Source organism: Salidesulfovibrio onnuriiensis (genome assembly GCF_008001235.1).
Taxonomy (GTDB): Bacteria; Desulfobacterota; Desulfovibrionia; order Desulfovibrionales; family Desulfovibrionaceae; genus Pseudodesulfovibrio; species Pseudodesulfovibrio onnuriiensis.
This window is the reverse complement of sequence record NZ_CP040751.1, coordinates 3364450-3382705: the sequence shown is the minus strand read 5'-3', so window position 1 is coordinate 3382705 and position 18256 is coordinate 3364450. Positions and strand designations below refer to the sequence as shown.

The window sequence follows — 18256 nt, the reverse complement described above, 5'->3', positions numbered from 1 at the left end:
CAAAGGAGTTTGCAGAGCGCGTATATTGTGCTGTCCCCCGTTCCGGGGCATGAGGGTCTCATACAATTCAAGAGCGCCGGCCATGCCGTGCGGCGGAGTGTATGCAGTGGGTATCATTCGGCTTTTACTGGCTGTTGCCGTGTTGCATTCGCACTTTCCCATCCACGAGGATCTGATGGTCGTGGACGGGCACGAGGCTGTCCTGGCCTTTTTCGCCATTTCCGGCTTCTACATGGCCCTGATCCTGGACCAGACCTACCGGTCCAGGGGGCATTTCTATCTCAGCCGGTTCCTGACGCTGTATCCCATGTACGTGTTCGCGCTGCTTCTGAGCGCGGGGTTGTTCGTGTCCCTGGGCATCCATCCCATGGTGGCCTCGGCCAAGCTGCACGCCGTGCTGGTCGATCCGGCCGGTTTCGCGGTCATGGCCTGGACCTCGCTCTGTCTTGTGGGCCAGGAGTTCCTGTTCTGCCTGGCCCCGGCAACGGGCGGCGGGCTCGGAATGGTCGCCCACAGTCACGGGGCGTTGTGGTCCATGGCGTTGCTGCCGCAGGCCTGGTCCCTTTCGCTGGAGCTGTGCTTTTATGCGCTGGCCCCGTTCCTGGTGCGGCTGCGCAGCAGGCAGTTGCTCTGTCTGGTGGGGGCCAGCCTGTGCCTGAAGCTCGTGGTCATCGCCCTGGGCGGCAACGAGGTATCCATCCTGCGGCGGTTCTTCCCGCTGGAGTTCTGGCTCTTCGGGCTGGGGATTCTGGCTTATAGGCTACACAGGCGGCTGCCTGGGCGGGCGCGTTTTTATGATCTGCTGGCCTTTGCGCTGCTGGTGTGCATGGTCATTGTCGCCGACGAGGTGCCGGACGCCATCGAGCCGTTCTTCCTGCCCGGCGCGACCCTTCTGACCATGCCGTTCATCTTCCGCTGGTTCCGGCGGTTCAGCTGGGACCGGCTTGTGGGCAAGATCAGCTACCCGTTCTATCTGGTGCATTTCAGCGTCATCGCCGTGTTCGAGGCGAACTTCGAGGAGCCTTTGGGCGTCGGGATACTGCTCGTGTCCCTGGCGCTGGCCGTGCTGGTGCATTGTTTGTTCGAGCCGGGCGTGGCGCTGCTCAAGAAGAGGATTGGGGGAAGGTGGGCGGCTGCGCCGGTTCGGGTCGTGTCGTAGTTTGTTAGTATATATAGTAATGGTGCGGGGAGGGTGCGTTCGCCATGTCTGGCGGGTGCGCTGACGCGCAGACAATAATTGGTTGAAAGTAATCAGTCGTTTTCAGGGGTCGCTCTGAAGGCGACTGAATTTTATTTAATGCCTTCCCAGTGATCGAACTTCGGCTTGTTTTGGGGCAAATTTGTTTTAGAAAAGGGCTAAGCAAGTAGTTCTTCACGGCTATTTCGATCATTTGGTGATTGTTATGAACTTATGGACGTTAAGACTTACGCCGAAGTCTTGCGGCTATCTATTTGAAATTGCAGAAATATGTTATTTAATTTTTCGTTTTTCTCTGTGCTTGGTGACCTTTTCCTCTCCTATTCGTATATAAATAGTAACTTTTCTTATTGCGTTTCCGTCATCTCTATCAAGGTGATTGGATGTTTATGTGCATTAGTTGTGCACGACTTGAGTTATGGAAAAAAAAGGGTATAGGAATAGACTGCTTTTCGGATTACTCTATTGGTGTATAGGTGTTATGGGAAAGAATGTAGTTATCCATGTTGGCATGGGAAAGGCTCTGTCGTCTTTTTTGCAATCCAGAGTTTTTCCGTATATCTCGAATTGCAAAAATGCTCGAGAAGGACAAAATCCTATAAAATCTGCATCGTTAACAATCATTAACGAATGCTTTCATAATTTTGATATAGAAGAATTGAGGCAGAAAGTTAATAAATATATTAGCCAAATTGATGAAGAGAGTGTCCTTGTATCGGAAGAATGGTTTGAAGGGCATGTTAATGCGGATTTCAGAGACAAGAAAAGCATAGCAGAGGCTCTGCATACGCTATTTCCCAATGGAAAGATACTTATCGTCGTCAGACGGCAGGACAAGTGGCTTGAATCCCTGTATAAGCAGATGATTTCCTATGGGTATTCAATGTCGTTCAGGTCGTTCATCAATTATAGGAAGGGACGGTTTCTCCCGTGGCGCTCAAGGGCTTTTCCCAACATACAGGTCGACCAGATTTCGATTCTTAATTTGGTGAATCTCTACCATTCGCAGTTCGGCGCCGAGAATGTCAAAGTCATTCCCTTTGAATTATTTCTGAGGGATAAAGAAAAATTTTTGAATGAAATATATGAGTTTTTTGAATTAGAGCCCTATTATCCCCCCCGGTATAAGGTGATCAACCCGTCCGTATCAAACGGTTGGATCTATTTTATGCGGGTGGTTAACAGGTTTCTTATCCGTCCTTACAATTCACTCGGGTTTATTCCCAGCCCTGAAAAACCGTTGGAAACGCCTCCGGCCAAGTTTTGCCGTTGCAGGCGGGTCAAGTATCGTGATCAGTGGAAGGCAACTCATGGGCAAGTTGTCAACGAGGGCTTTGGGCGTAATTTTTTGCGGTGCAGGGTCTTTAATAAGGATTACCTGCTTTCAAAGTGGTGGTCGACATTTGAAAAATTCTTTTCCACGTTATCGCTCGAAAAGATCCTGCTTCTTGTCGACAAAGTGGTCAAAGTGAAGGTGCCGATTTTGACAGAGGAGATGTCTCGGGAAATCATGAAGGTTCACGCCGAAGATAACCGTGAGTTATCCTCAAAAATCGGCTATGATCTCAAGGAGTATGGGTATCATTAATCTGTGATGGCGTACTTGAGTTGATAAAACGCCCAGCAGGAACAATCCTGCTGGGCGTTTTTCGTTTCAGTGCAAGTTTGTAATTAGCCGGCGATAAGCTCTTTCACCTTGGCGACAGCCTTGTCGATGCCGGAGGCATCCGAACCGCCGGCGCGTGCCAGGTCCGGGCGACCGCCGCCGGAACCGCCCACCTCGGCGGCCACGGGCCGGATCAGCTCACCGGCCTTGAACCTGTCCTGCAGGTCCTTGGTCACGGCCAGGGCAACGGACACCTTGCCGTCCTCGTGCCCCGCCACCAGGCAGATGATGCCGGACTCCATGCGCGAACGCAGGTTGTCCATCTGGTCGAGCATGATCTTCATGTTCGGGGCCTCGATGCTGGTGGCCAGCACCTTGACGCCGCCTATCTCCTCGGCCTCGCTCATGAGGTCCTTGCCCGCGCCCGAAGCCATCTTGGCCTGGAGCTTTTCCATCTCCTTCTGCATGTCCTTGACCTGCTTCTGGAGGTCCTTGACCTTGGCGGCCAGGGTTTCGGGCTGGGCCTTGAGCAGTTTGCCGGTCTCGGCCACGGCGGCGCGGCGCTCGTTCATGTACCGCAGCGCGTTCCAGCCGGTGGCGGCCTCGATGCGGCGGATGCCGGAAGCGACGCCCGCCTCGGAAACGATCACGAAGGAACCGGCCTGGCCTGTGGTTTTCAGGTGCGTGCCGCCGCACAGTTCCATGGAAACGCCGGGCACTTCCACCACGCAGACCTCGTCGCCGTACTTTTCGCCGAACAGGGCGGTTGCGCCCTTGGCGCGGGCCGCGTCAATGCTCATGACCTCGCGCACCACCTCGTGGTTGTCGAGGATGGCCTTGTTGACCAGCTCCTCGACGCGGGCGATCTCCTCGTCGGAAAGCCCCTTGATGTGGGTGAAGTCGAACCGCAGACGGTCCGGGCCCACCAGGGAGCCGGACTGGTTGGCGTGGTCGCCCAGCACTTCCTTGAGCGCGGCGTGCAGCAGGTGCGTCACGGTGTGGTTGCGCATGGAGGCGGCGCGGTTTTCGTAGTCCACCATGAGGCCGGCGGTGTCACCCACCTTGATGGAGCCGGCGGTCACGGAAATCTTGTGGCCGGTCAGACCCGGAGCGGGCTTGAGCGTGTCGGCCACCTCGGCGGTGCCCGCCGGGGTTTCGATGAGGCCGATATCGCCCAGCTGGCCGCCGGACTCGCCGTAGAACGGGGTGGCCTGGGCCACCAGCCAGCCGTTGTCGCCCTCGGAGAGCGAATCAACACGGTTGCCTTTCGCGTCCAGCAGGGCGGTGACCGTGGAGTCGTCGGTCAGGGTTTCGTAGCCGGTAAATACGGAGGTCATGGATTCCTCGAGCAGCACCTGGAAGGTGGAGGCCACGTCCTTTTCGCCGGAGCCTTTCCAGGCGGCCTTGGAACGTTCCTTCTGCTCGGCCATGAGCTTGTCGAAGCCGGGCTCGTCCACGCCCAGGCCGTGCTTTTCAGCCACGTCGCGCACGATGTCGATGGGGAAGCCGAAGGTGTCGTAGAGCTGGAAGGTCACGTCGCCGGGAACCAGCGCGGCCTTGGCCTTCTTGAGGGCTTCCAGCTGTTCTTCGAGCATGGCCAGGCCCTTGTCCAGGGTCTTGGCAAAGCGTTCCTCCTCCTCGGTGACCACCTTGACCATGAAGTCGCGGTGCCTGTTGAGCTCCGGATAGTGGCCGCCCATGTCGTCGCAGACCTTGGAGGCGGTCTTGTACAGGAAGGCGTCCTCCATGCCCATGAGCTTGCCGAAGCGGTAGGCGCGGCGGATGAGGCGGCGCAGCACGTAGCCCCGGCCCTCGTTGGAGGGCAGCACCTGGTCCGGGATCAGGAAGGCGATGGCTCGGCTGTGGTCCGCGATGACGCGCAGGGCCGTGTCGATGTCCTCGTCCTTGCCGTATTCGACGCCCGCCAGCTCGGCGGTGTAGCCGATGATGGACTGGAACAGGTCGGTGTCATAGTTGGAATTGACGCCCTGGCACACGGCCGCGATGCGCTCCAGGCCCATGCCCGTGTCGATGGACGGGCGGGGCAGGTTGGTGCGGGTGCCGTCCTCGGCCTGGTCGTACTGCATGAACACGAGGTTCCAGATTTCCAGGTAGCGGTCGCAGTCGCACTTGCCGATGCCGCAGTCCGGGCCGCAGCACATGTGCTCGCCCTGGTCGAAGTGGACTTCGGAGCAGGGGCCGCAGGGGCCGGTGTCGCCCATGGACCAGAAGTTGTCCTTCTCGCCCAGGCGGTAGATGCGCTCGGCCGGGATGCCGCAGAGCTTCTGCCACAGCTCGCCGGCCTCGTCGTCGTCCTTGTATATGGTAATGTAGAGGCGATCCTTGTCCAGGCCCACTTCCTCGGTCAGGAACTGCCAGCAGAACTTGATGGCGTCTTCCTTGAAGTAGTCGCCGAAGGAAAAGTTGCCCAGCATTTCGAAGAAGGTGTGGTGGCGCGCCGTGCGGCCCACGTTTTCCAGGTCGTTGTGCTTGCCGCCGACCCGCAGGCATTTCTGGGAGGTGGTGGCGCGGGTGTAGTCGCGCTTTTCCTGCCCCAGGAAGAGTTTCTTGAACTGGACCATGCCCGCGTTGGTGAACAGCAGGGTGGGGTCGTCCTTGGGGATCAGCGGCGAGGATTCCACCTCGGCGTGTCCGTTCTTTTTGAAATATTCCAGGAAACGTTTACGAATTTCAGCGGCCTTCATTTGGTTCACTCTCTCTGACAAAAAAATGGGTCTTTCAAGACGACGAAACGCCCCGGACGAATCCGGGGCGTCCTCGACGGGTAATATCGTTACGCCTCGACTTCCTCTGCGGCGTCCTCCGAAACGGAGATCTCGGGAGGATTGATGCCGAGGTGTTCTTTCAGCTTTGCCTCTATCTGTACGGCAATATCCTGATTTTCAAGCAGGTATTGCCGTACGTTTTCCTTGCCCTGGCCCAGGCGCTCGGACCCGAAGGCGTACCATGCGCCGGACTTGTCCACCACGCCCATCTCCACGCCCATGTCCAGCAGCTCGCCTTCGCGCGACATGCCGGTGCCGTAGAGGATGTCCACCAGCGCCTCGCGGAAGGGCGGGGCCACCTTGTTCTTGATGACCCTGATGCGGGCGCGGATGCCGTAGGACTCGTCCTTGTCCTTGAGGGTCTGGATGCGGCGGATGTCCATGCGCACGGAAGCGTAGAACTTGAGCGCGTTACCGCCGGTGGTGGTTTCGGGGTTGCCGTAGCCGGTCATGCCGATCTTCATGCGGATCTGGTTGATGAAGACCACGGAGCATTTGGACTTGTGGATGGAGCCGGTGAGCTTGCGCAGGGCGTGCGACATGAGGCGCGCCTGGCCGCCCACCTGGGTTTCTCCCATCTGGCCTTCCAGCTCGGCCTGCGGGATGAGCGCGGCCACGGAGTCCACGACCACGATGTCCACGGCGCCGGAGCGCACCAGCAGGTCCGCGATTTCCAGGGCCTGCTCGCCGTAGTCGGGCTGGGAGATGAGCAGATCCTCTGTGTTCACGCCGAGGCGCTTGGCGTAGTTCATATCCAGCGCGTGCTCGGCGTCGATGAAGGCGGCGGTGCCGCCGGCCTTCTGCGTCTCGGCAACGAGATGCAGGGAAAGTGTTGTCTTACCGGAGGATTCGGGACCGTACACCTCGATGACGCGGCCTTTCGGGATGCCGCCCACGCCCAGGGCCATGTCCAGGCCGATGGAACCGGTGGGGATGACCGGGATCGAGGTCAGCGCTGCATCGTCCATGCGCATGATGGATCCCTTCCCGAACTTGCGTTCGATGGTGGTGATGGCGGTGCCGAGTGCTTCCTTGCGCAGGTCTTCAGGGCTTGAAGTTTTCCTGGCCATGTTTTCTCCTTCGGGGGAACCGGCGGATCAGCCGGGTTTTGACAACGACAATATGAGCAACTCCACTCGATAGCAGATCATTCTATGGTGGGCAACAACCATTAGGGGCGTCGGGCCGGCGGGAAGGGCTTGATTGCGGTGTCGTTTCAATAAAGCACAGCCCCTTGTGTATGCTTAATGTACGTCGGGTCTGATTTTTTATACTCCGCGTATCTGCACCCTTCTCGCCGGCCTGAATATGAGTGGGGAGTTGTTGAGTGGACGTGAATATCGCCAAGCGATAGCCAAGAAGTTTTGGAAAAAGAGCGCGAGGGAAAACCTTTTTCAAAAGGTTTTCCCTCGCTTGGTTGTAATGATTATTGACTAGAACCGTTCGAAGTCCTGTTCCGAATCGTCGTCCATCCTGAATTCGACCCCGGTGGTTCTTGCCGTGGCCTGGGGAACCGATGCCTCGGGCAGGGCGGCCCTGGGAACCGTGGTGGCAACCAGCCTGCGGGCGGACTTGCCATGGCCGTTACTGTTCACGGTGAAGAAAGCCATGGTCGCCTGGAGCTGCTGCCCCTGGCCGGAAAGTTCCTCGCTGGTGGAGGCCATTTCCTCGGAGGCCGATGCGTTCTGCTGGATGACCGTGTCGAGCTGGCTGATGGCCTGGTTGATCTGGGTGGCGCCCGCGTTCTGCTCATCGCTGGCCGAGGTGATTTCCTGGACCAGGGACGCGGTCTTTTCGATGTCCGGCACCAGCTGTTGCAGCATGGAACCGGCTTTTTCCGCCACCTCGACGCTGTTGGTGGAGAGCTCGCTGATCTCGGAGGCCGCCGTGCCGGAACGTTCCGCCAGCTTGCGCACCTCGGCAGCCACCACTGCGAATCCCTTGCCGTGCTCGCCTGCGCGGGCCGCCTCGATGGCGGCGTTCAGGGCCAGCAGGTTGGTCTGGCGGGCGATCTCCTCGATGATGGAGATCTTTTCCGCAATGCTCTTCATGGCCTCCACGGTCTGGCTGACGGCCGTGCCGCTTTCCTTGGCGTCGGATGCCGCCTTTGCGGCCAGGGTGTCGGTTTCCCGGGCATTGGCCGCGTTCTGGCTGATGTTGGACGCCATCTGCTCCATGGAAGAGGAGACTTCCTGAATGGATGCCGCCTGCTCCGTGGCTCCCTGGGAAAGGGACTGGGAGGATGCGGAAAGCTCCTCGCTGCCCGCAGCCACGTTTTCCGTGGCCGACTGGACGTTGGCCACGACCTCGGACAGCCTGTCCTTCATATTCCGCAGGGCTTCGGCCAGCACGCCGATCTCGTCCTTCTGGTGGATTGCGATGGTTTGCGTGAGGTCGCCCTCGGAGAGGTTCCTGGCGAAATCCACCCCCATGCGGACGGGCCGCGTAATGGCCGTGGTCAGGAAGATGGCGATGCCCACGCCAAAGACAAGGGCGACACCGGCGGTGATGAGGCTGGTCATGTTGGCGGTGCTCATTTCGTCAATCATTTTGGCCTTCTGGTCAGCGCGTGCGGCGCGGCAGACTTCGTCGGCCTTTCGGGCCGAGGCCACCATGGCCGCTTCCGCCACCGTCTGCTGTTCCATGCTGTCCGTGAACTGCTTGAATTCGCTTTGGTACTGCTGCAGCGCCTTGCCCACCCTGTCGAGCTGGGCGATGTTGGCCTGGTTGCGGAACCGCTTCTTCAAATTTTCCGCAAGGGCGGTGATCTTGGTCAGGCCTTCCAGGTTCTGGGTCAGGTATCCCTGATCCCGGGAAATGATGAATTCCTTTTCGTTTTTACGGGCATCCAGGAACCACTTGATCATGCGGTTGGCGTCATCGGCCTTGAGCAGCTTGTCCTGCAGGTCCGCATTGCTGGCGACGCCCGACTCCAGGAGCTTTGCGAACTGCTGCTTCTGGTCCGCGCGGAGGGCTTCGGTTTCCCCCAACGCGATCTTGGCGTTGCTGCGCATTTGCTGCATGGCGTTGTTCTTGCCCTTTTCCAGCTGGAGGTAGCGGGAGAAGGCCTGCTCGTATTCGGTGACGGCCGCCGAGACCTGCGCCATCTGGTCCTTGTTGATCTTCTGGTCGAACTTGTCGCTCGTGGCCTTGGCCTGCTCATGGAGCTTCTTGACGATATCCGCGTGGGAGGTGAGAACCTTTTCGTCCTTGCGCAGCATGTAGTTCTTTTCCTGAACGCGGCTTTCAACGATGAAGCGGACGAGCCTGTTCACATCATCAGCCTTGTCGACACGATCCTCAACATTGCTCATGCCCCTGAATCCGATGAAGGCAACCACGACCGTCAACACCAGGACAAGTCCAAAACCCGTCCCGAGTTTTACACCTAATTTCAAGTCGTTAAGCATGGTATCTCCTTGGCTGTGATTTCGCGCTACCGCAATTTCGATATGGGATGACACGTATCCCAGGATTAGACCATTTGCCTATATTTATTCACCGTAAATAAGATTCGAAAGAAAATAACGTCCTAATATGACGGCATAATGTCGACTTCGCCGGGAGGTAATTTGCCGCGTGTTCACACCGCACGCGGGGGAGAGGGGGCACGGCTTCTTGCCTCTGCTCAAAACCTCGCGTAAGGGACGGCGCATGGCAAAACAATACGACGCATTGGCCCTGCTTTCGGGCGGGCTGGACTCCATATTGGCGGTGAAGCTTATCCAGGACCAGGGACTGACCGTGCTGGGCCTGCACTTCACCTCGCCCTTTTTCGGCAAGAGCCATCGGTTCGATTCCTGGAAGGAGCTCTACGGCATCGACGTGGTGGAGGTGGACATCAGCCGGGACTACGTGAACATGATGCTCCAGGGGCCGCCGAACGGTTTCGGCAAATGGCTCAACCCCTGCGTGGACTGCAAGATCATGATGCTTGGCAAGGCGCGGGCGCTCATGGAAAAGTACGGCGCGAAATTCATCATTTCCGGGGAAGTCATGGGCCAGCGCCCCATGAGCCAGCGCCGCGACTCCATGAGCCTGATCCGCAAGCAGGCGGGCGTGCAGGACGTGCTGCTCCGGCCCCTGAGTGCGCTCAAGCTGGAGCCGACCCCCATGGAGAAGAGCGGGCTGGTGGACCGCAGCCGTCTCATGGGCATTGTGGGCCGTACCCGCAAGCCGCAGCTGGAGATGGCCAAAGAAAGATACGGCTTCAGGGAGATCCCCACCCCGGCCGGAGGCTGCGTGCTGGCCGAGGCCAGCGCTGCCGGTCGCTTCATCAGGGTCATGGAGGAAAAGGACAGTCCGCATCCCATGGATTTCGTGGTGGCGCAGATCGGCCGCCAGGTCTGGGCCGGGCATCGCTGGCTGTCCATGGGGCGGAAGCAGGTGGAGAACCAGCGACTGGAAAAGCTGGCCCGCGATACCGATTACTTTTTCAAGACCGTGAACTTCCCCGGTCCGGTCGCTCTGGGCAGGCCCACGGACGCCGGGGACTGGGACGAGGTGAGCATCCGGGCCGCCGCCGAGCTGACCGCCTCTTATGCCTCCAAGGCCGTGCGGCACTTCGAGGCCACTGGCGAGCCCGTGACCGTGGCGGTGATCCACAAGGGCGAGACCGCTGAAATCCGTGTGGAGCCCCGGCGCGAGACCTCCGTGGACTGGCAGGAGCCCAAGCAGGACATCGTCAAGCCCTGGAAGCAGGCGCAGCTCGAAGCCCAGGGCTGAATCTGCCAGGACGATCAAAAGCGTGGGGCGGAAGCAGGGAAATAACCCCTTGCTTCCGCCCCATGCCTATTGCATTACAGGGTGACCAAACAACCAAGGATTTTTCATGTTCCTGAATATCGTCTATTTTCTGCTGGCCGTGGTCCTGCTCTGGGGCGGGGCCAACTGGATCGTCACCTCCGCCTCGCTCATCGCGCGCAAGTTCAATGTCTCGGAACTGGTAATCGGCCTGACCATCGTGGCCTTCGGCACCTCCGCGCCGGAATTCCTGGTCACGGTGAACGCGGCCTTGCGCGGCCACGAGGCCATTTCCCTGTCCAACGTGGTCGGCTCCAACATCTTCAACCTGGGCTTCATTCTCGGGCTCATGGCCATGATCAAGCCGCTGCCCACAGGCCCGAAGCTCATCTATCGCGACGGTCTGCTGCTCTTCGGCTGCTGCGTGGCCATTCTGCTCATGTCCTTTACCGGCGAACTGGGCCGCATGTTCGGCCTTGCGCTCATGGTCACCCTGGCGGTCTACCTGTTCTGGCTGGCGCGGATCAAGGAATCCCCGGGCGAGGACGAGCTGGAGGACCTGCCCGAGCGCGGGGCCAAATGGTACGACTGGTTCCTGCTGCTGGGCGGGTTCGCGGGCATCGCCCTGGGCGGCCATCTTATGGTCACCGCCGCCACGTCCATCGCCACTGCGCTCGGCGTTTCCTCCTGGGTCATCGGCGTGACCATCGTGGCCGCCGGCACCTCGCTGCCCGAGTTGGTCACCTGTCTGGCCGCCTCGGTCAAGGGGCGCAACGACATGCTGCTGGGCAACCTCATAGGTAGCGATTTCTTCAACTTCGCGGGAGTTCTGGGCCTGACCTGTCTCATGCGGCCCCTGGGCGTTTCCGAGGAGGCGCGCGGCAGCCTCATGGTCCTGGTGGGCATGGTGGCCCTGGTGCTCATATTTCTGCGCACGGGCTGGAAGGTGCGGCGCTGGGAAGGGGCGTTGCTGGTGGGGATTAACCTGATCCGTTGGGGCAGGGATTTTCTGGGATAGCGCGGCTGTCCATAAAGGCCTGATTGCGTTGTCGTGCCTGGCACAAAAACCTTTCAGAACGGCCTTAGGTTCGGTTTGTATCCCTTTGAATATTTGAAAAGGAGATGAAAGATTATGAGTACTATCCTGAATGTTCTGTGGTTCATTCTTGGCGGCATTTTCATGGGCATCGGCTGGGCGCTGGCCGGGCTGCTCATGTTCATCTCCATCATCGGCATCCCCTGGGGCCGGGCCTGCTTCGTCATTGCCGGATTTTCCTTTTTCCCGTTCGGCCGTACGGTCATCAGCCGGGACGAACTCACGGGCCAGGAGGACATCGGCACCAGCCCCTTCGGCTTCATCGGCAACGTGATCTGGTTCCTGCTTTTCGGCCTGTGGCTGGCCATCGGGCACGTGGTCTCGGCCGTGGCCTGCTTCATCACCATCATCGGCATCCCCTTCGGCGTCCAGCACCTCAAGCTGGCCTCCATTTCCCTGGCACCCATCGGCAAGACCGTGGTGCCTTACGAAGTGGCGGACGCGGCGCGCCAGGACAATGCCGCCTCCTTTGTGGACAGGGTTCGCCGGGGCTAGGGGGCGCTTTCCTCGAGGATGCGTCCGATCTCGCCGGAGTCGGCCATGCGGCGCAGCTCCCTGGCCAGGCAGTCCACCAGTCCCCGGTGGCGGCGGTTGACGTAGTGGTAGAGCCTGTGGCTGTCAAAGGGCGGGTTTTCCGGCTCGATGCCCTGCAACCCGGTTTTCTTGAGAGTCCCCAGACCGTTGATGTAGTCGGTCACCACGATGTCCACCCTTCCTTCGTGGAGCATCTGGAAGGCCTTCTCGTCGGATTCCGCCACAAAGTAGATCATCTGGAGGCGTTTGGCGTGCTTTTCCACTTCCATTGCCCCGCGCCGGAAGGCCAGCCGGTAGGGGGCCAAGTCGTCCCAGGAGCGCACGGGACATTCCAGGATCTGGCCGGTCCGCCTGAAGACCGTGGGTTGCGCCACGAACAGATGCACCGGGACCATGACCAGGTTGGAATACTTCTGGGTCACGCCTTCGGAACGGAACAGGGACGCGTCCACCTCACCCGTGTCGGCGAGCAGGAGCGAACGTTCGCCGGGGAGGAATTCGAAATCCACCAGGATGCCGCAATGCTGGTATGCCCTGGCCATGATCTGTTTCGCGGCATCGGTGTACCGGCTGTGCCAGAAATAGCCGATGACGAAGTGCTGGTCCGCCGAGGGCGTGCCCTGCAGGCAGGCCAGCAGAAGGAATGCGGCCAGCAGGTATTTGGTTGCGGCAATGGTTTTCGACATGGCTATATAAGAAATATCACTGGCCAGGTATGCAAGGTATGATTATCGTCCGGCCAAGCGTGGGTTTGGCGACGGATGTTTTCCCATGGGATTCCCTTGCCATGCCCGAAAAAGCTGATTATTTAAAAAACTCGGACCCAATGGTCTTGGTCCTGCATTGAAAAACGTTTGAGAGGAATTCAAATGAACAATTACACGAGATCGTTTCCCAGCCGCGCCGCCAATGCCGAGGTGGTCAACGCCTTCATGCGCGGCATTTACGCCTGGATGGGCGCGGGCCTGGCCCTGACCGCCGTGCTGGCATGGTGGGTGGCCAACACCCCGGCCGCACTCGGCCTGCTGCTGAATATCGACTTCGCCACCGGCACCCAGGGAACCCCGGTGCTGCTCTACGGCCTGTTCCTGGCCGAGCTGGGCATCGTGTTCTATCTTTCCGCCCGCGTGGCGAGCATGAACCCGGGCACGGCCACCGGCCTGTTCCTGCTTTACAGCGGGCTCAACGGCGTGACCCTGTCCCCGATCCTGCTGGCCTACACCGGCCAGTCCGTGGCGGCCACCTTCTTTGTCTCCGCGGGCATGTTCGGGGCCATGAGCCTTTACGGCCTGCTGACCAAGAAGGACCTGACCTCCTGGGGCAGCCTGCTGTTCATGGGGCTCATCGGCATGATCATCGCCATGGTGGTCAACATCTTTCTGCAGAGCCAGATGATGAGCTTCGTCATTTCCGGCGTGGGCGTGGTGCTTTTCACCGGCCTGACCGCCTATGACACCCAGAAGTTCAAGACCATGGGCGAGGTGATGCCCAACGACGCCGCAGCCGTCCGCCGCGGCTCCATCCTCGGGGCCCTGACCCTGTATCTCGACTTCATCAATCTGTTCCTCATGCTGCTGCGCATCATGGGCAACAGGCGATAAGGCACATCCGGGGAGGCCTTCGGGCCTCCCTTTTTCGTTATGAGAAAAGAGTACAAGCCCGTCGAAGAACTCCAGCAGCGCTTTCGTCCGCTGCTTGCGCCCGCAGCATGGCTCAACGCCCGCTTCATGCGCCTGCGCTCCCGGCTCTATGGCCGGGGCATCCTGCGTCAGTGGGAGGCTCCGGCGGTCACGGTCTCCATCGGCAACGTGAGCTGGGGCGGCACGGGCAAGACGCCCATGACCGGGTGGATGCTCAAGTGGGCCGCCAACCGGGGCATGGAGGCCGGGGTGCTGACCCGTGGCTACCGGGCCAGGCCCGCAACCTATCCCTTCCTGGTACAGCCCGGGAATCTGGTGGAGGAGGCCGGTGACGAGCCCCTCATGCTGGCCAAGGAGTTCCCGGAGGCGCGCATCATTGTGGACCCGGTGCGCAGCCGTGGCGGAAAGTGGCTTTTCGAGCACTACAATCCCAAGCTGGTGGTGCTGGACGACGGATTCCAGCACATGGCCGTGAAGCGGCACGTGGACATCGTGCTGCTGCGCCCCTCGGACCTGGCCCAGCACTGGAACCGGGTCATCCCGTCCGGATCCTGGCGCGAGGACTATACGGCCCTGCGCCGCGCCGATTGTTTCATGATCAAGGGTTCGCCTGAATATTTCGACAAGCTCGGGGAACACATCCGCACCCGGCTGGAGCAGTTCAACCGGCCGGTCTTCAATTTTTCCCTGTCCCCCAAGGGCTTCGTGCAGGTGCTAACCGGCAGGAAGGAAAAGGACTTTTTCGGCGAGCCGTTCCTGTTGGTCTCGGGCATCGGCGATCCCCGGCAGGTGCACCGCGCCGCCATCAAGTATTTCAACTACAAGCCCGTGGACCACATGGTCTACCGGGATCACCACACCTACACCAAGACCGACGTGTTGGACATCATCGCCACGGCCCGGCGCAAGAAGGCCAAGTACATCCTCTGCACCCAGAAGGATGCGGTCAAGCTCGGCCCCATGTGCACTCCCGATTTCTGGGCATTCGACACCCGCGTGGACTTCGGGCCGTCGCACTTTGCCCAGAACGGCAAGTTCAGCACCTGGTGGAACCGCCGTTTCAACAATCTGATGCTGGAGATTCCCGACGCCGGACGGCCGGTCCGGGAAAAGGACTCCGGCCCCGAGGACGAAGCCGGGGAGGAACATGGCGCGAAAGACTAGCAAACGGCAGCCCCAGAGCATGCCCCTGACCCCCGAGAGCCTGCTGCGGCTGTTCAAGGACGCCAAGCAGCCCCTTTCCCGCGCCGAGATTCAGCGGCGCATGAACCTGCGCAAGGCCGACAAGCGTCCCCTCAAGGATTTGCTCCGGGACCTGATGCAGGAGGGCAAGCTCATCCGCATCCGGCGGGCCTATGGCCTGGCCGGGGCCATGAATCTGGTCTCCGGGCGGCTGGAAATGACCCGCTCCGGCATGGGTTTCGTCATTCCCGACGACGTGCGGCGCAGCGATATTTTCATCCACCAGAAGAACATGGGCGGCGCCTGGCACGGCGACCGCGTGTCCTGCGCCATCATGAGCGAGCGCAGCGGCAGGAAGAGCGCCGAGGGCCGCATCGTGCGCGTGCTGGAGCGGGGCCGCGATCTGCTGCCCGTCAAGGTGCTCAAGCCCCTGGGCGACGGTGACTGGGCCGCCAGGCCCACGGACCCCAAGCTGGATTTCGGCATGATCGTCACCGCGCCCCAGGGCATGGAGCTGCAGCGGGGCGACATTGCCCAGGCCGAGCCCGGCGAGCAGCTGGACCGGTTCATGTGGGAAGGGGAGCTGGTGGAAAAACTGGGCCCCGAATCCGACGTCCGCGTGCAGGAGGCACTGGTCAAGTCCAACAACAACATCCGCACCCGGTTCCAGTCCGACGTGCTGGCCGAGGCCGAGGTCCTGCCCGCGGTGCCGTCCGAAGAGGATTTCAGGGGCCGCGAGGATCTGCGTCACATCCCGTTCGTGACCATCGACGGCGAGACCGCCCGCGACTTCGACGACGCGGTGTTCGTGGAGCGTTCGGGCAAGGGCTACCGGCTTTGGGTGGCCATTGCGGACGTGGCGCATTACGTGCCCGAGGGGTCCGCCCTGGACCGCGAGGCTCTGGAACGAGGCAACTCCTATTATTTCCCGTTGTCCGTGGAGCCCATGTTCCCGGAGAAGCTTTCCAACGGCCTGTGCAGCCTCAACCCGCACGTGCCGCGCCTGTCCATGGGCGTGGTCATGGAAATGTCGGAAAAGGGCGTGGTCAAGGAATCCCGGATGTTCGCTGCCGTGATCGAGAGCCATGCGCGGCTGACCTATACCCAGATCAAGGACGCCATCCTGGACAGGAAGCCCGAGGCGCGGGCGGGCATCGACGCGAGCCTGCTGCCCATGCTGGAACTGTGCGAGGAGCTGGCCCGCAAGATCAACAAGCTGCGCAGCCTGCGCGGCAGCCTGGATTTCGAGCTTCCCGAGCCCAAGGCCGACGTGGATGAGGATGGGCACATCCTGGGCATCCACCCGGCGCACCGCCATTTCGGCCACCAGATCATCGAGGAATTCATGATCGCGGCCAACGAGGCCGTGGCCCGCTATCTCGTGGAAGAGGGGCTGCCCTGCATGTTCCGCATCCACCCCGAGGCGGACGCGGAAAAGCTGGCCAATCTGTTCCGGTTCCTGCATCTCACGGACCCGGACATCGAACGGCCCAAGTCCATCACGCCCAAGGCCCTGCAGGAGCTCATCCGCAAGGTGGCGGGATCGCCGCGCGAATTCGTGGTCAACCGGCTGCTGCTGCGGTCCATGAAGCAGGCCAAGTATTCGCCGGTGAACGAGGGCCATTTCGGCCTGGCCTCGGAATGCTACTGCCATTTCACTTCGCCCATCCGGCGCTATGCCGACCTCATGGTGCACCGGCTGGTCAAGACCGCCCTGGGCACCGACGATGCGCCCCTGAACATCCCGGGCGGCAAGAAGATGACCAAGGTCGCGGGCAACCTGTCGGGCCGCGAGCGCACGGCCATGGACGCCGAACGTGAGATCTACAAGCGCCTGTCCGTGCTCTACATGCGCAGCAAGGTGGGCAAGACTTTCATGGGCGTCATCTCCCAGATCATGGATTTCGGGTTCCGCATCGAGCTCAAGGAGGAGATGGCCGAGGGCATCATCCGGCTTTCCAGCCTGGACGACGACTACTACGCCTACTGGCCGCACCGCGAAATGCTCGTGGGCGAGCGCACGGGCCGCGCCTTCACCATCGGCCAGGAAGTGGAGGTCATGCTGGAATATGCGGACCTGGAACGGCTGGAATTGAATTTCGTGCTTCAGTCCGTGGTTGCGGCGGCCATGGATTACAAGGATCTGGTGTAGGGCAAGGCTGCCGATAAGGGGCCGTCTGCCTTGTTGCCGCAAGAAAGCCAGGTCCTCACGTATAGTTTATACGCTGCGGGCTGGCTTTCTGTTGCGCCGCGCATCCGGCCCCTTCTTGACAGCCTTGAAGTGATTGACGTTTTTGGCGGGGCGGACCAGGCGAGGGCTGAAGGCGTGCCCGCATGTCATGCGGAAATGGTGAAATTCGATATTGACATAGATGTTTAGTTGTGGTTGACTGATTCGCAACTGCAAGTAGACAACAAGGCAGCGACAATGAGCAACATCGGTTTTGACGGTTTTTTCGAGCGGCTCCGCTCGGCGAGCGACATCCGCAACCAGTCCGACCTGGCCCGCGTTCTGGGCCTGGGCCGGGCTGCTGTCTCCCTGGCAAAGAAAAAGGATTCCGTGCCTCCGCGCTGGATCCTGGACCTGGCGTCCAAGTTCGAGCTTGATCCCATCTGGCTCGAAACCGGCCGAGGCGAACCCCAGGCCCGGGCTTCCGCCTCCCATGAGGACGAGGACGGCCTGTATTATGAACGCGTGCCCAAGGTGCGCGCCCGTCTGTGCGCGGGCGGCGGCTCCTTCGAGACCGAGGGCAGCATAGAGGGCTACCATTCCTTCCGCTCCGAATGGCTGCATGCACGGGGCAACCCGCGCAACATGGTCATCATGGAAGTGGTGGGCAACAGCATGGAGCCCGAGCTCAAGGAAGGCGACGACGTGCTCATCGACCAGTCCCGGAATGACGTCCTCTCGGGCGGCATGTACGCCGTGGGCGTGGAGGACACGGTCATGGTCAAGCGGGTGGAGCGCCTTCCCGGCACCCTGGTGCTGCACAGCGACAACACCGACTATTCGCCCATTCATCTGGCCGGGGACGAGCTGAACACGGTTCGCATCATCGGCAAGGTGCTCTGGGTGGGACGGGAATACCGTTAAAGACCAACTCGTTATGGTACAAGAGAACAGGCGGCTTCGGCCGCCTTTTTTTGTGGCGCAAGAAAAAAGTGTATTTTTATGTCAATTAATGTCAATTTTATATTGACATTAATCTGGCGTTTGTATACTTGTGTTCCATGGTCGGTTGACAAGAGCATTCAATTATTTTGAAGCATAGAGGAGAAAGGTCATGCAGGAACGTTTTTGCACGTGTGGAAAGATGGTTTTGGTTCAGTACGGCACCAATGACAGAATGTCCCGTAATCCGGTTTTCCTGACCGCCGACAAGAAAATAGTTGCGGCCATCCGCCTCTGCCCGGGCTGCGGCATGCCGCTTGATATAAACACTCTCCGCTAGATTCCCTTTCCCACCCTTT

Annotated in this window: 14 protein-coding genes; 10 read left to right on the top strand and 4 right to left on the bottom strand. The window is 60.1% G+C overall.

Translation table 11 applies throughout. The features are described 5' to 3' along the window. Positions 1-106 precede the first annotated feature (106 nt). Together FGL65_RS15575 and FGL65_RS15570 are read left to right on the top strand one after the other, a co-directional pair. Positions 107-1159, top strand: a complete 1053-nt coding sequence (locus FGL65_RS15575; protein WP_250645514.1) for an acyltransferase family protein — start codon at positions 107-109, stop codon at positions 1157-1159. Positions 1160-1679: 520 nt separating this feature from the next. Then, entirely contained in the window at positions 1680-2786 is a 1107-nt protein-coding gene (locus FGL65_RS15570) for a sulfotransferase family protein (RefSeq protein ID WP_147822181.1), read from the top strand. Positions 2787-2869: 83 nt separating this feature from the next. Here FGL65_RS15570 and alaS read toward each other — a convergent pair whose 3' ends face one another. The 3 genes from alaS to FGL65_RS15555 form a co-directional block, all read right to left on the bottom strand. After that, entirely contained in the window at positions 2870-5509 is a 2640-nt protein-coding gene (gene alaS, locus FGL65_RS15565) for an alanine--tRNA ligase (protein ID WP_147822180.1), read from the bottom strand. A gap of 89 nt (positions 5510-5598) precedes the next feature. Then, complete coding sequence (recA, locus tag FGL65_RS15560; protein ID WP_147822179.1) at positions 5599-6660, bottom strand: recombinase RecA; 1062 nt, start codon at positions 6658-6660, stop codon at positions 5599-5601. Positions 6661-7023: 363 nt separating this feature from the next. Next, positions 7024-8904 (bottom strand): methyl-accepting chemotaxis protein, encoded by a 1881-nt coding sequence (locus FGL65_RS15555; protein WP_250645513.1) that lies wholly within the window; start codon positions 8902-8904, stop codon positions 7024-7026. 340 nt (positions 8905-9244) lie between these two features. Here FGL65_RS15555 and FGL65_RS15550 point away from each other — a divergent pair, with 340 nt between their 5' ends. The 3 genes from FGL65_RS15550 (at position 9245) to FGL65_RS15540 (ending at position 11924) form a co-directional block, all read left to right on the top strand. After that, the gene (locus FGL65_RS15550; protein ID WP_147822177.1) at positions 9245-10315 is read left to right on the top strand and encodes a tRNA(5-methylaminomethyl-2-thiouridylate) methyltransferase; all 1071 of its coding nucleotides are present in this window, start codon (positions 9245-9247) and stop codon (positions 10313-10315) included. 106 nt (positions 10316-10421) lie between these two features. Then, complete coding sequence (locus tag FGL65_RS15545; RefSeq protein ID WP_147822176.1) at positions 10422-11351, top strand: calcium/sodium antiporter; 930 nt, start codon at positions 10422-10424, stop codon at positions 11349-11351. Between the two features lie 114 nt (positions 11352-11465). After that, complete coding sequence (locus tag FGL65_RS15540; protein WP_187170412.1) at positions 11466-11924, top strand: YccF domain-containing protein; 459 nt, start codon at positions 11466-11468, stop codon at positions 11922-11924. Here the strand turns inward: FGL65_RS15540 and FGL65_RS15535 are convergent. Continuing rightward, positions 11921-12649, bottom strand: coding sequence for a substrate-binding periplasmic protein (locus FGL65_RS15535; RefSeq protein WP_147822174.1), 729 nt, complete (start codon positions 12647-12649; stop codon positions 11921-11923). The genes FGL65_RS15540 and FGL65_RS15535 overlap by 4 nt on opposite strands. A gap of 183 nt (positions 12650-12832) precedes the next feature. On the opposite strand from FGL65_RS15535, the gene FGL65_RS15530 reads away from it, so the two are divergent. The 5 genes from FGL65_RS15530 (at position 12833) to FGL65_RS18305 (ending at position 18237) form a co-directional block, all read left to right on the top strand. Beyond that, positions 12833-13564: a Bax inhibitor-1/YccA family protein gene (locus FGL65_RS15530; protein ID WP_147822173.1), complete on the top strand. Its 732-nt coding sequence runs from the start codon at positions 12833-12835 to the stop codon at positions 13562-13564. Positions 13565-13603: 39 nt separating this feature from the next. Then, complete coding sequence (lpxK, locus tag FGL65_RS15525) at positions 13604-14767, top strand: tetraacyldisaccharide 4'-kinase (protein ID WP_147822172.1); 1164 nt, start codon at positions 13604-13606, stop codon at positions 14765-14767. Further along, a complete protein-coding gene (gene rnr / locus FGL65_RS15520) occupies positions 14751-16937 on the top strand; it encodes a ribonuclease R (RefSeq protein WP_147822171.1) in 2187 nt (728 codons plus the stop codon). The genes lpxK and rnr overlap by 17 nt, the downstream gene beginning before the upstream one ends. A gap of 276 nt (positions 16938-17213) precedes the next feature. Then, positions 17214-17879 carry a LexA family transcriptional regulator gene (locus FGL65_RS15515; protein ID WP_147822170.1) on the top strand — a complete coding sequence of 222 codons (666 nt, stop codon included), beginning with the start codon at positions 17214-17216 and terminating at the stop codon, positions 17877-17879. A 190-nt stretch (positions 17880-18069) separates the two neighbouring features. Beyond that, complete coding sequence (locus FGL65_RS18305; protein ID WP_187170411.1) at positions 18070-18237, top strand: hypothetical protein; 168 nt, start codon at positions 18070-18072, stop codon at positions 18235-18237. The last annotated feature ends 19 nt before the right edge of the window (positions 18238-18256 follow it).

What these genes read in the sequence shown, in the direction of transcription:
- FGL65_RS15570 (WP_147822181.1), top strand. Translation starts at nt 1,680, where the DNA reads ATGGGAAAGAATGTAGTTATCCATGTTGGCATGGGAAAGGCTCTGTCG.
- alaS (WP_147822180.1), bottom strand. Translation starts at nt 5,509, where the DNA reads ATGAAGGCCGCTGAAATTCGTAAACGTTTCCTGGAATATTTCAAAAAG.
- recA (WP_147822179.1), bottom strand. Translation starts at nt 6,660, where the DNA reads ATGGCCAGGAAAACTTCAAGCCCTGAAGACCTGCGCAAGGAAGCACTC.
- FGL65_RS15555 (WP_250645513.1), bottom strand. Translation starts at nt 8,904, where the DNA reads ATGAGCAATGTTGAGGATCGTGTCGACAAGGCTGATGATGTGAACAGG.
- FGL65_RS15550 (WP_147822177.1), top strand. Translation starts at nt 9,245, where the DNA reads ATGGCAAAACAATACGACGCATTGGCCCTGCTTTCGGGCGGGCTGGAC.
- FGL65_RS15545 (WP_147822176.1), top strand. Translation starts at nt 10,422, where the DNA reads ATGTTCCTGAATATCGTCTATTTTCTGCTGGCCGTGGTCCTGCTCTGG.
- FGL65_RS15540 (WP_187170412.1), top strand. Translation starts at nt 11,466, where the DNA reads ATGAGTACTATCCTGAATGTTCTGTGGTTCATTCTTGGCGGCATTTTC.
- FGL65_RS15535 (WP_147822174.1), bottom strand. Translation starts at nt 12,649, where the DNA reads ATGTCGAAAACCATTGCCGCAACCAAATACCTGCTGGCCGCATTCCTT.
- FGL65_RS15530 (WP_147822173.1), top strand. Translation starts at nt 12,833, where the DNA reads ATGAACAATTACACGAGATCGTTTCCCAGCCGCGCCGCCAATGCCGAG.
- lpxK (WP_147822172.1), top strand. Translation starts at nt 13,604, where the DNA reads ATGAGAAAAGAGTACAAGCCCGTCGAAGAACTCCAGCAGCGCTTTCGT.
- rnr (WP_147822171.1), top strand. Translation starts at nt 14,751, where the DNA reads ATGGCGCGAAAGACTAGCAAACGGCAGCCCCAGAGCATGCCCCTGACC.
- FGL65_RS15515 (WP_147822170.1), top strand. Translation starts at nt 17,214, where the DNA reads ATGAGCAACATCGGTTTTGACGGTTTTTTCGAGCGGCTCCGCTCGGCG.
- FGL65_RS18305 (WP_187170411.1), top strand. Translation starts at nt 18,070, where the DNA reads ATGCAGGAACGTTTTTGCACGTGTGGAAAGATGGTTTTGGTTCAGTAC.